The organism is Streptacidiphilus jeojiensis (assembly GCF_042510965.1).
GTDB classification, from domain to species: Bacteria; Actinomycetota; Actinomycetes; order Streptomycetales; family Streptomycetaceae; genus Streptacidiphilus; species Streptacidiphilus jeojiensis.
The window spans coordinates 127,382-139,715 of the sequence record NZ_JBEUKS010000017.1; the positions used below are offsets into that span (position 1 = coordinate 127,382).

7 protein-coding genes are annotated in these 12,334 nt (G+C 72.2%); 4 read left to right on the forward strand and 3 right to left on the reverse strand.

The genetic code is table 11. The annotated features are described in order from the left end of the window. Positions 1-156 precede the first annotated feature (156 nt). Positions 157-4,158: an ABC transporter ATP-binding protein gene (locus ABUW04_RS35070; RefSeq protein WP_380568463.1), complete on the reverse strand. Its 4,002-nt coding sequence runs from the start codon at positions 4,156-4,158 to the stop codon at positions 157-159. Between the two features lie 189 nt (positions 4,159-4,347). Then, positions 4,348-4,956 carry an SACE_7040 family transcriptional regulator gene (locus ABUW04_RS35075; protein ID WP_030250294.1) on the reverse strand — a complete coding sequence of 203 codons (609 nt, stop codon included), beginning with the start codon at positions 4,954-4,956 and terminating at the stop codon, positions 4,348-4,350. A 95-nt stretch (positions 4,957-5,051) separates the two neighbouring features. Between ABUW04_RS35075 and ABUW04_RS35080 the strand changes: the two genes are divergently transcribed. Genes ABUW04_RS35080 through ABUW04_RS35095 form a run of 4 tightly spaced genes read left to right on the forward strand, consistent with a single transcriptional unit; the run spans position 5,052 to position 11,144 of the window. Continuing rightward, the gene (locus ABUW04_RS35080; protein ID WP_380568465.1) at positions 5,052-6,710 is read left to right on the forward strand and encodes a carboxyl transferase domain-containing protein; all 1,659 of its coding nucleotides are present in this window, start codon (positions 5,052-5,054) and stop codon (positions 6,708-6,710) included. A 29-nt stretch (positions 6,711-6,739) separates the two neighbouring features. After that, positions 6,740-8,908: an acetyl/propionyl/methylcrotonyl-CoA carboxylase subunit alpha gene (locus ABUW04_RS35085; protein WP_380568466.1), complete on the forward strand. Its 2,169-nt coding sequence runs from the start codon at positions 6,740-6,742 to the stop codon at positions 8,906-8,908. Next, the gene (locus ABUW04_RS35090; RefSeq protein WP_380568467.1) at positions 8,905-9,903 is read left to right on the forward strand and encodes a hydroxymethylglutaryl-CoA lyase; all 999 of its coding nucleotides are present in this window, start codon (positions 8,905-8,907) and stop codon (positions 9,901-9,903) included. The genes ABUW04_RS35085 and ABUW04_RS35090 overlap by 4 nt, the downstream gene beginning before the upstream one ends. A gap of 53 nt (positions 9,904-9,956) precedes the next feature. Then, positions 9,957-11,144 carry an acyl-CoA dehydrogenase family protein gene (locus ABUW04_RS35095; RefSeq protein ID WP_030250283.1) on the forward strand — a complete coding sequence of 396 codons (1,188 nt, stop codon included), beginning with the start codon at positions 9,957-9,959 and terminating at the stop codon, positions 11,142-11,144. A gap of 30 nt (positions 11,145-11,174) precedes the next feature. Here ABUW04_RS35095 and ABUW04_RS35100 read toward each other — a convergent pair whose 3' ends face one another. Next, positions 11,175-11,642 carry a universal stress protein gene (locus ABUW04_RS35100; RefSeq protein ID WP_051724919.1) on the reverse strand — a complete coding sequence of 156 codons (468 nt, stop codon included), beginning with the start codon at positions 11,640-11,642 and terminating at the stop codon, positions 11,175-11,177. Between the last annotated feature and the right edge of the window lie 692 nt (positions 11,643-12,334).

A 12,334-nucleotide genomic window follows, 5' to 3' on the forward strand; every position in this document is an offset into this window, starting at 1 on the left:
CGGACCCTTGCGACGGGGGTTGACCGAGTGAAGCGCACGTTCGTCCGGCGACAGGAGATACGCCAGCATGCTTCACCGAACGGCAGTCCATCTGCCGAACAGGGGTTTGACCTGCCCAAACGCGCTCTTTTCAGCCAGCTCCCAGGTGACTGTCCGTCAGTGTGCCGCGGCGGGCTCCTCCTCGCCCGCGAAGGCGTGCCAGAGCCGGGCGTACGCCCCGCCCATGGCCAGCAGTTCCTCGTGCGGTCCGTCCTCGACCACCCGGCCGTGGTCCAGCACCACCACCCGGTCCGCCCGGGCGGCCGTGCTGAGCCGGTGCGCGATGACGATCGTGGTCCTGCGACCGCGGCCGTTCTCGCGCTGGGCCAGCCGGTCGGCGGCCCGGTTGACGGCAGCCTCGGTGGCCAGGTCCAGCGCCGCGGTCGCCTCGTCCAGCAGCAGCAGGTCCGGATCGACCAGCTCCGCCCTGGCCAGCGCGATCAGCTGGCGCTGCCCCGCGGACAGGTTGCGGCCCCGCTCGCTGACCCGGTGCAGGTAGCCGCCGGAGAGACCCGCGATCATCTGGTGCGCGCCCACCGAACGCGCGGCGGCCTCCACCTCGGCGTCGCTCGCGCCGGGACGGCCGTAGGCGATGGCGTCGCGGACCGTCCCGGCGAAGAGGTAGGCCTCCTGCGGGACCACGCCGAGGCGGTGCCGGTAACCGGTCAGGTCGAAGGCGCGCAGATCGGTCCCGTCCACCCGGACCGCGCCGCCGGTGACGTCGTAGAACCGGGCCAGCAGCTTGACCACCGTGGACTTGCCCGCCCCGGTCTCGCCGACGAGGGCGACGTTCTGGCCTGCGGGGATGTGCAGGTTGAGGCCGGCGATGACCTCGGGCTTGCGGGACCCGGCGGCGCGCCCTTCGGTGTTGTCGGCGCCGGCGTCCAGACCGGTGTAGCTGAAGTGGACGTCGTCGAAGTGGACGTCCCCGCGCAGCCGCCCGACCGGCCTCGGGTCCGCTGCCTGCGGGGTCGAGGTCGGCGTGCGCAGCAGCTCGCGGATCCGGCTGAGACCGACCGCTGCCTGCTGGTAGCCGTCGAACACCTGCGACAGCTGCTGCACCGGCGAGAAGAACAGGTCGATGTAGAGCAGGTAGGCGACCAGCGCGCCGGTGGTGAGCGTCCCGGCGTCCACCCGGTGCGCCCCGGCGATCAGCACCAGCGCCGCGGCGACGCTGGACAGGAACTGGACGAAGGGGAAGTAGAGCGAGATGTAGAGCTGCGCCCGGACCCTGGTGGTGCGGTAGTCGCTGCTGCGCTCGGCGAAGCGGGCCCGGTTGCGGTCCTCGCGCAGGAACGCCTGCACGATGCGCATGCCGGCGACGTTCTCCTGGAGGTCGGCGTTGACCGTGCTGACCTTCTCCCGGGCCAGCTTGTAGGTGGCCGAGGACTTCTTGCGGAAGACCAGCGTGGTGAGCACCAGGACCGGCAGCACGGCGAAGACGTACAGCGCCAGCTGCACGTCGAGCACCAGCAGCACGACGAAGATCCCGAAGAAGGTCAGCAGGCTGACCACCGCGGTGACCACACCGGTCTGCAGGAAGGAGCTGAGCGCGTCCACGTCGGTGGTCATCCGGGTCATGATCCGGCCGCCGAGCTCGCGCTCGTAGTAGTCCAGGCCCAGGCGCTGCAGATGCGCGAAGATCCTGATCCGCAGCGAGTACAGCACCCGCTCACCGGTACGTCCGCTGACCTGCGTCTCGGTGGCCTGCACCAGCCAGTCCAGCAGCACGATGGCCAGGGCGGTCAGCGAGGCCGCCGCGACCGCTCCGGAGGCCGCCTTGGTGACGCCCTCGTCGATGCCGTGGCGGATCAGGATCGGCAGCGAGAGCGAGGCCAGCGCGTCCAGGGTGACCAGCAGCAGGGCCAGCAGCAGCGGCCTGCGGAACGGGGCCAGCATCCGGCGGAGGTTGAACTGCGGGTCGGGGCGCCGGGCCTCGTCCAGGTCGATGTCGGGGACGCCGTCGGCGGGGGGCAGCGCGGCGACCCTGGCCAGCAGTTCGGGGGTGGCCGGCATGCCGCCCATGGCCCCGTGCACACCGCCGGCACCGCCGTGGCCGGCACCGGCCTGTCCCGCAGCTCCGGAACTGCGGCCCAGGGCGTCGGAGTCGGGCTCGGGGAAGCGCTCGCGGTCCCACAGCTCCGGGGTGACCGCGGCGACTGCGTGGACTCCGTGGTCGCCGTGGACTCCATCGGCTCCGGAGTCCGCGGCGGTGGTGCCGGGCTGGTCCCCGGCGTCCGCCACCTCGGCGAGCAGGCTGGCGACCGGGTCAGCCGTGCGGATGTCGCCGGCCAGCGCGTCGGGGTCGGTGAGCAGCGAGCGGTAGAGCGGACAGCGGGCGTCCAGCTCCTGGTGGGTGCCGATGTCGACCAGGCGGCCGCGGTCCAGCACCGCGATCCGGTCGGCGAGTTGGAGCGTGGACCGGCGGTGGGCGATCAGCAGTGTGGTGCGGCCGCTCATCACGGTCCGCAGGGCCTCGTGGATCTCGGCCTCCACCTGGGCGTCGACGGCCGAGGTGGCGTCGTCCAGGAGCAGGATCCGGGGGTCGGCGAGGATCGCCCGGGCCAGCGCGACCCGCTGGCGCTGGCCGCCGGAGAGGGTGAGGCCCTGCTCGCCGACCACGGTGTCGTAGCCGTCCGGAAGTTCGCGGATGAACCCGTCCGCCTGGGCCGCACGGGCGGCCGCCTCGACCTCGTCCCGGGTCGCGTCCGGGCGCCCGTAGCCGATGTTGGTGTGCACCGACTCCGAGAACAGGAAGCTGTCCTCGGGCACGATGCCGATGGCGGAGCGCAGCGAACGCAGCGTCAGGTCGCGGACGTCGTGGCCGTGCACCAGGACCCGGCCGGCACTGGCGTCGTAGAAGCGCGGGACCAGCATGCCGACGGTGGACTTGCCCGAGCCCGAGGCCCCGACCAGGGCCACCGTCTCGCCCGGGGCGAGGGCCAGGCTGAGGTCGCTGAGGACCGGCTCGGTGGAGCCGCCGTAGCCGAAGTCGACGTGCTCGAAGGCGAGCGCGGGGGTGACGGCGGCGGACCCGGCCGCGACCGGGCCGGGCTCCGTGGCCTCGATCTCGGCGGGGTCCAGTTCCACGGCGTCCGGGCGCTCGGTGACCACCGGGCGCTCGTCGATGAGCTGGAACACCCGCTCCACGCTGGCGCGGGCCTGCTGGCCCACGGTGAGCAGCATGGTGAGCATCCGCACCGGTGCGGTCATCTGCGCGACATAGGTGGAGAAGGCGACGAAGGTGCCCAGGGTGACCTCGCCGCGCACCGCCAGCCAGCCGCCCAGGGCGAGCACCGCGACCTGGCCGAGCGCGGGGATCGCCTGCATCGCGGGGCTGTAGCGGGCGCTGAGCCTGATGCTGCGCAGCCGCATCGCGAACAGCCGGCGGCTGGCCCGCTCCAGCCGGTTCAGCTCCTGCTCCTCCTGGCCGAAGCCCTTGACCACCCGCACGCCGGAGACTGCGCCGTCGACGGCGCCGGCGACCGCACCCGCCTCCTGCTGCGCGGTCCAGGTCGCCGGGAAGAGCTTCTTCCGGCTGAGCGTGGCGAACCACCACAGCGCCGGGGCCATCGCCAGGGCGATCAGGGTGAGCAGCGGCGACAGGAAGAGCATCACCACGATCGAGAGCAGGAAGAGCAGGAAGTTGCCGGTCATCATCGGCAGCATCGACAGCAGGCCCTGGATCATCTGCAGGTCGGAGGTGGCCCGGCCGACCACCTGGCCGGTGTCAAGGCTGTCCTGCCGGGTGCCGTCCAGGCGGGAGAGCGACTGGAACAGGTCCAGGCGCAGGTCGTGCTGAACGTCCAGGGCCAGCCGGCCGCCCCAGTAGCGGCGGACCAGGGTCAGCACGAAGACCAGCACAGCCGCCCCGATCAGGGCGAACGCCCAGGGGGCCAGCGGCTTGCTGTGGGTGGTGATCACATCGTCGATGATCAGACGCGGGATCAGCGGGACCAGGGCGCTGACCGCCATCCCGAGCAGCGAGGCGCCGAAGGAGAGCAACACGTTGCGCCGGTAGCGCCAGCAGTACGAGCTGAGCCGCCGCAGCCAGCCGGGGGCTATCGGTGCGGCCGGGGCAGCCGGTTCAACGGCAGGAGACTTTTGAGCCTTGGGCATATTTAGCGATGCTAACTGTATGGCGGTGGGTCGTCCACCAAGTTTCGACGTACGACGCTTCGACGGACGACCCGATCGCGACGGCCACTGCTGGTACTCACAGCATTCCCGGGGCGCCGTCTGTTCCCCGAGGTCACCCGGCGGACCGACGGCGGGCCGGCGACGGACCGACGGCGGACTGACGGCCGGTCAGGCCTCCGCCGCCTGCGCCGCCGCACCCAGCGCGCCCAGCGCCAGGCGGTGCAGCAGGGCCGCCATCGCGGTGCGGTCCGCGGCGTCGCCGCTCTGGCCCGCCGCACTGTGGGGCGTCGAGTTGAGCAGGCCGAAGACGGCGTGGACGGCGGCCCGGGCGTCCTTGCCGAGGCCGGGGAAGCTGTCCCCGGCGACGGTGACCCAGAGCTCCACGTACTGGCGCTGCAGACTGCGGACCCGGTGCCGCTCCTCGTCCGGCAGGTGCAGCAGCTCGCGGTCGTGCAGGGTGATCAGTGCGCTCTCGTCCAGGGCGAAGTCGATGTGGCCCTGCAGCAGCGCGTCCAGCGCGGCCCGGGCGTCCGCGGCCTCGTCGACCCGGCGGCGGCCCTCGTCCAGCAGCCGTTCGCTGATGCCGACGAGCAGATCGGCGAGCATGGCGTCCTTGCCGGCGAAGTGCCGGTAGAGGCCGGGCCCGGAGATGCCGACGGCGCGGCCGATCTCGTCCACGCCGACCCCGAGGAAGCCACGCGCGGCGAACAGACGTGCGGCTTCGCGCCGGATCTGCTGGCGGCGCGGGTTCTCGACGGGGCTCGGGGGTGTCGGCATCCCATCATCCTAGACAGCGGGGTTAGAGGTCGTTAACCTGGCCAGTGCTGTTAACAGTCGTTAACATGCGCCGGTGAGCAAAGGAGCTCGTGGCCATGACACCCGCGACCGCAGCGGCGACCGTGCCGGGTGCCGCTGCCCCGGCGCCGGTCCTCGGCACCGCCGTGGACCCGGCGTCCGAGACGTTCCGGGCCAACTCCGAGGCCCAGCAGGCGCTGGTCGCCGAGCTGCGGACCCGGATCGCCGGCGCGGCCCAGGGCGGCGGCGCCCGGGCCAGGGACCGCCACACCGCACGGGGCAAGCTGCTGCCGCGTGACCGCGTGGACACCCTGCTCGACCCCGGATCGCCGTTCCTGGAGCTCTCGCCGCTGGCCGCCGACGGCCTCTACGGTGGCGACGCCCCCGCGGCCGGGCTGATCACCGGTGTGGGGCGGGTGGCCGGCCGGGAGGTGGTGGTGGTCGCCAACGACGCCACGGTCAAGGGCGGCACCTACTACCCCATGACGGTGAAGAAGCACCTGCGCGCCCAGGAGGTCGCCCAGGACAACCGGCTCCCCTGCGTCTACCTGGTGGACTCCGGCGGCGCCTTCCTGCCCATGCAGGACGAGGTCTTCCCGGACCGGGACCACTTCGGCCGGATCTTCTACAACCAGGCCCGGCTGTCCGCCGCCGGCATCCCGCAGCTCGCCGCGGTACTGGGCTCCTGCACCGCGGGCGGCGCCTACGTCCCGGCCATGAGCGACCAGGCCGTGATCGTCCGCAACCAGGGCACCATCTTCCTCGGCGGTCCCCCGCTGGTGAAGGCCGCCACCGGCGAGGTGGTCACCGCGGAGGAGCTGGGCGGCGGCGAACTGCACGCCCGGACCTCGGGCGTGACCGACCAGCTGGCCGAGAACGACACCCACGCCCTGGCGATGCTCCGCACCATGATCGCCGGCCTGGGCCCGCGCGCACCGCGACCCTGGCCGGTGCTTCCGGTCGAGGAGCCGGCCGTCGACCCGGGCGGACTGTACGGTGCGGTGCCCGCCGACCCGCGCACCCCCTACGACGTCCGCGAGGTGATCGCCCGGCTGGTCGACGGCAGCCGCTTCGCCGAGTTCAAGGCCGAGTACGGGCCCACCCTGGTCACCGGATTCGCCCGGCTGCACGGCCACCCGGTCGGCATCGTCGCCAACAACGGCATCCTCTTCGCCGAGTCGGCGCTGAAGGGCGCCCACTTCATCGAGCTGTGCGACCAGCGCGGCATCCCGCTGGTCTTCCTGCAGAACATCTCCGGCTTCATGGTCGGCCGGCAGTACGAGGCCGGCGGCATCGCCAAGCACGGCGCCAAGATGGTCACCGCCGTGGCCGGGACCAGGGTGCCCAAACTGACGGTGGTGGTCGGCGGCTCCTACGGCGCCGGCAACTACTCGATGTGCGGCCGGGCCTACTCACCCCGCTTCCTGTGGATGTGGCCGGGGGCCAAGATCTCGGTGATGGGCGGCGAACAGGCCGCCTCGGTGCTCGCCACGGTCCGGCGGGACCAGCTGGAGCTGCGCGGCGAGGAGTGGTCGGCCGAGGCCGAGGAGGAGTTCCGCCGCCCGGTCCGGGACCAGTACGAGCAGCAGGGCAACGCCTACTACGCCACCGCCCGGCTCTGGGACGACGGCATCATCGACCCACTGGACACCAGGACCGTGCTCGGCCTGGCCCTCAGCGCCTGCGCCAACGCCCCGCTGCCGGAGCCCCGCCCCTACGGCGTCTTTCGCATGTGACCGACAGCATCTGACGGAGGATCATCCCCATGTTCGACAGTGTGCTGGTCGCCAACCGCGGCGAGATCGCGGTCCGCGTCATCCGTACCCTGCGGCGTCTCGGCGTGCGCTCGGTCGCGGTGCACAGCGGCGCGGACGCCGACGCGCCGCACGTCCGCGCCGCGGACACCGCGGTGCTGCTCGGCCCGGCCGACAGCGCCTCGGCGGCCGAGAGCTACCTCCATGTCGAGCGCATCCTCGCCGCGGCCCGGCGCACCGGCGCCCAGGCGGTGCACCCCGGCTACGGCTTCCTCGCCGAGAACGCCGGCTTCGCCCGGGCCTGCGCCGAGGCCGGGCTGGTCTTCATCGGCCCCTCTCCCTCCTCCATCTCGCTGATGGGTGACAAGATCCACGCCAAGGCGGCGGTCCAGGCCGCCGGGGTACCGGTGGTCCCCGGCAGCGAGGGCGACGCCCTGGACGACGGCGAACTGCTGGCCGCGGCCCGGTCGATCGGCCTCCCGGTCCTGCTCAAGCCCTCGGCCGGCGGCGGCGGCAAGGGCATGCGGCTGGTCCGGGAGGACGCGGCGCTCGCCGAGGAGATCGCCGCCGCCCGCCGCGAGGCCCGCACCTCCTTCGGCGACGACACCCTCCTGGTGGAGCGCTGGATCGACCGGCCCCGGCACATCGAGATCCAACTGCTGGCCGACACCCACGGGAACACCGTCCACCTCGGTGAACGCGAGTGCAGCCTGCAGCGGCGGCATCAGAAACTGATCGAGGAATCCCCCTCCGTCCTGCTCACGCCCGAACTGCGCGCGGCCATGGGCGAGGCCGCCGTACGGGCGGCCCGGGCCTGTGACTACGCCGGCGCGGGCACCGTGGAGTTCATCGTCCCCGGGGACGATCCCTCCTCCTACTTCTTCATGGAGATGAACACCCGGCTCCAGGTGGAGCACCCGGTCACCGAACTCGCCGTCACCGTCGACGGCGCCCGGATCGACCTGGTCGAGCAGCAGCTCCGCGTCGCCGCGGGCGAACCGCTCGCCTTCACGCAGGGGTCCGTCGCCTTCCAGGGCCATGCCGTGGAGGCGCGGATCTGCGCGGAGGACCCCGCCCGGGGCTTCCTGCCCACCGGCGGCCGGGTGCTGCTGCTGCGGGAGCCCGAGGGCGAGGGCGTCCGGGTCGACTCCGGTCTCGCCGAGGGGACCACCGTCAGCAGCAGCTACGACCCCATGCTGTCCAAAATCATCGTCCACGGCCCCGACCGCGCCACCGCCCTGCGAAGGCTGCGCGCCGCCCTCGCCGAGACCTGCGTGCTCGGGGTCACCACCAACGCCGGCTATCTGCGCCGGCTCCTCACGCATCCGGATGTGGTCGCGGGTCGCCTCGACACCGGCCTGGTCGAGCGCCACCCGGAACTGACCGTAGCAGCGGCCACCGACAATCCCGGCGCGGAGCCCGGTAGCGGGGCCGAGGCGGAGCCCGGCACGGGGGCTCTCGGGCCCGAGTCCGAGGTGCTGGTGGCCGCCGCGCTGGCCCGGCAGGCGGCGCTGGAGCCGGCGCCGGGCCGGGACGGCTGGGTCGACCCGTTCGCCCGCCCGTCCGGCTGGCGCACCGGCGGCCGGCCCGCCTGGACGCCGCACCACCTACGGATCGTCGGCGCCGAACCGGTGACCGTCCTGGTCCGACCCGTCCCCGGCGGCGCGGAGGCCCCCGGCGGGCCGGGCGGCTTCGAGGTCCTGCTGCCGGAGCGGGCCGCGTTCGCCGCACGCGCCGTCCAGGACGGCGACCGGCTGCTGCTCACCGTCGACGGGGTCACCCGCGGCTTCACCCACGCCGTCGACCGGCACGGCGCCGGCCCCGCCACCCACTGGCTGGCCAAGGACGGCGACAGTTGGGCCGTCCGTCCGCACGACCCGCTGGAGCAGCTGGCCCTGGGTGGCGCGGGCGGCGCCGGCGCCGCCCTGAACGCGCCCATGCCCGGCACCGTCACCGTCGTCAAGGCCGCCGTGGGCGACAAGGTGACCAAGGGTCAGCCGTTGATGATCCTGGAGGCGATGAAGATGGAGCACGTCATCACCGCCCCCTACGACGGCACGGTCGAACAGCTGCGGGTCGCCGCGGGCGGCACGGTCGCCATGGACGAGCTGCTCGCCGCCATCACGCCGGCCGGGGACGCCCCTTCCGGGAGCCCCGCGATCGAGGAGGATGCGCGATGACCACGCCCGAGCCGAGCACCACGCGGCCGGAGCCCGCCGAACCCACCGTCACCCAGCTGGGACTGCCCGACCGGGTGCCGCTGGGCGGACTGCCCGCGAGCGTGCGGATCCACGAGGTCGGCCCGCGCGACGGCCTGCAGAACGAGAAGGCCACCCTGCCGGTCGCCGTCAAGGCCGAGTTCATCGCCAGGCTGGCCGCCGCCGGGCTGCGCACCATCGAGGCGGCCAGCTTCGTGCACCCGAAGTGGGTGCCCCAACTAGCCGACGCCGAGGAGCTGTTCCCGCAGCTGGCGGAGCTGCCGGCGAAGTATCCGGTGCTGCGGCTGCCGGTGCTGGTGCCCAATGAGCGCGGCCTGGACCGCGCACTGGCCAACGGCGTCGGCGACATCGCGGTCTTCGCCAGCGCCACCGAGAGCTTCGCCCGACGCAACCTCAACCGCGGCGTCGCGGAGTCGCTGGAGATGTTCGCCCCGGTGGTGCGGCGCGCGACGGAGGCCGGGGTCCCGGTCCGCAGCTATGTGTCGATGGCCTTCGGCGACCCCTGGGAGGGCCCGGTGCCGATCGACCAGGTGGTCTCGGTGGGCTGCGCGCTGCTGGAGCTCGGCAGCACCGAACTGAGCCTCGGCGACACCATCGGCACCGGCACGCCGGGCCAGGTGGCGGCACTGCTGGCGGCGTTCGCCGACCGGGGCGTCGGTCCCGAACGGCTGGCCGTGCACTTCCACGACACCTACGGGCAGGCCCTGGCCAACACCCTGGCCGCGCTGCAGGGCGGGGTCCGCACCGTCGACGCCTCGGCCGGAGGGCTGGGCGGCTGCCCCTACGCCAAGAGCGCCACCGGCAACCTGGCCACCGAGGACCTGGTCTGGATGCTGCACGGACTCGGCATCGAGACCGGTGTCGACCTCGACGCGCTGGCCGCGACCAGCGCCTGGCTGGCCGGGGAACTCGGCCGTCCCAGCCCCTCCCGCGCCGTCCGCGCGCTCACCGGCTGACCCGCACATCCCGCGGGCCCGTCCCACCTTCTCCACACCCTCAGGAGACCACGATGCTCGACCACCGCCTCGCCCCCGAGCACGAGGAACTGCGGCGGACCGTCGCCGAGTTCGCCCACGACGTCGTCGCACCGAAGATCGGCGAGTACTACGAGCACGACGAGTTCCCCTACGAGATCGTCGCCGAGATGGGGCGGATGGGCCTTTTCGGGCTGCCCTTCCCGGAGGAGTACGGCGGCATGGGCGGCGACTACCTGGCGCTCTGCCTGGTCCTGGAGGAACTGGCCAGGGTGGACTCCTCGGTGGCGATCACCCTGGAGGCCGCGGTCTCGCTGGGCGCCATGCCGATCCACCGCTACGGCACCGAGGAGCAGAAGCGCACCTGGCTGCCCCGGCTCTGCTCGGGCGAACTGCTCGGGGCGTTCGGGCTGACCGAGCCGGAGGGCGGTTCGGACGCCGGGGCCACCCGCACCACCGCGCGCTACGACGCGGACACCGACGAGTGGGTCATCAACGGCTCCAAGTGCTTCATCACCAACGCCGGCACCGAGATCACCGGTCTGGTCACCGTCGCCGCCCTCACCCTTTCGAGCGAAAAGAACCCCGACGGCTCGACCCGGCGCGAGATCTCCACCATCATCGTGCCCACCGGGACCCCGGGGTTCTCGGCTTCCAAGAAGTACTCAAAGGTCGGCTGGAACGCCTCGGACACCAGGGAATTGTCCTTCGCCGACTGTCGCGTACCGGCCGCCAACCTGCTCGGGGAGGCAGGCCGCGGCTACGCGCAGTTCCTCCGCATCCTCGACGAGGGCCGTATCGCCATCGCCGCCCTGGCCACCGGCCTGGCCCAGGGCTGTGTCGACGAATCACTCAGCTATGCCGCGCAGCGGCGGGCCTTCGGCAAGCCCATCGGTGCCAACCAGGCCATCCAGTTCAAGATCGCCGACATGGAGATGCGCGCCCACACCTCCCGGCTGGCCTGGTACCACGCGGCCTCCCGGCTGCTGTCCGGCGAGCGCTTCAAGAAGGAGGCCGCGATCGCCAAGTTGCACTCCTCCGAAGCCGCGGTCACCAACGCCCGTGAGGCCACCCAGATCCACGGCGGCTACGGCTTCATGAACGAGTACCCGGTCGCCCGCTTCTGGCGCGACAGCAAGATCCTGGAGATCGGCGAGGGCACCTCCGAGGTCCAGCGCATGCTCATCGCCCGCGAGTTGGGCATGGAGGACAGCCGCCCCTGAAGCTCGGAGGACGAATTCAGGAGGACGAGTTCAGGGGATGACCACGACCGGTCGGTTGGCACGACGCGCCAGCCGGCCGGCCACCGAGCCGAAGAGCCTGCCCAGGAAGCCGTGGGTGCCACCGACCACGATGGCGTCCGCGGCATACTCCCGCGCGACCTCCTCCAGTTCGTGGCAGATGTCCCCGCCGCGCTCCACCAGCACCCAGGGGACGTCACCCAGGAAGTCCGAGCAGGCGAGTTCCAGGCCGAGCACCTCGGTGCGGTGGTCCGGGACGTCGACGAAGACAGGGGGTTCACAGCCCGCCCACACCGTGGCGGGAAGCCGGTTGGCCACATGCACGATCACCAGGCCGACCCGGGAACGCCGGGCCATGCCGACGGCGTAGGCCAGGGCACGCTCGCTGGAGACGGAGCCGTCGAAGCCGACGACGACTCCGTGCAGGAATGCCGGATCGCAGGGGCGGACAGTCTGCGACTGCAATTCGAAACTGGGCATGGAGGATGTGGATCCCGTCGGGGACGCGGGCGGGGGCAGGGAATTCGGCGCCGGGCTCTTCGATGGCTCGGACTTCGACGACTTCGACTTGGGCCAGGGCAGCCTGGGTTGCTGCGGCGCCGGCCCCGCGGGGCGCGCCGCCGGGTTGCCTTCACTGGGCTCTGGAAGGTCGTAACCGGCCATGACGATGGTCGTTTCGGCGAGGTGGGATACGGGGTGTGGTGCGTGGTCACACCCAGGGACTGTGGGACCGGGGAAACCATCACGGTGCGCCCGATCCTGATCGGATTAGGCCGGGTGACGGCTTGCGTGACCTCTTCCCTCCAGGGTACGGCGACAATCTGTCCGCGCCCAGATACGGAGCGCATGGATCGTGCGGTTACCGCTAACGGCGGACGCGCACGCGGAGGCGTTCGCGCCGCCGCAGCGCTTCAGCACGTCCGCGCTGCGCCCTGGGCGTGCATGGAGCATGCCTGAGGAGCCGCGCTTGTGCAACGGTGTCTGCAGGGTTCTGAGCTGTTGCTTATCTGATCTGCACATACCGGGTTCCTTCCACGCACATCGGTTGACGTCTGCACGGCCCTTCCGCTCGGGTCCGGTCGCACGGTGTCCTGGACTCATGGGTGCGCAGGCCGCTTTTCGGTCAGTCCAGCCCATATGCCTCGTGCATATGCCAAAGGATTGAGACGATG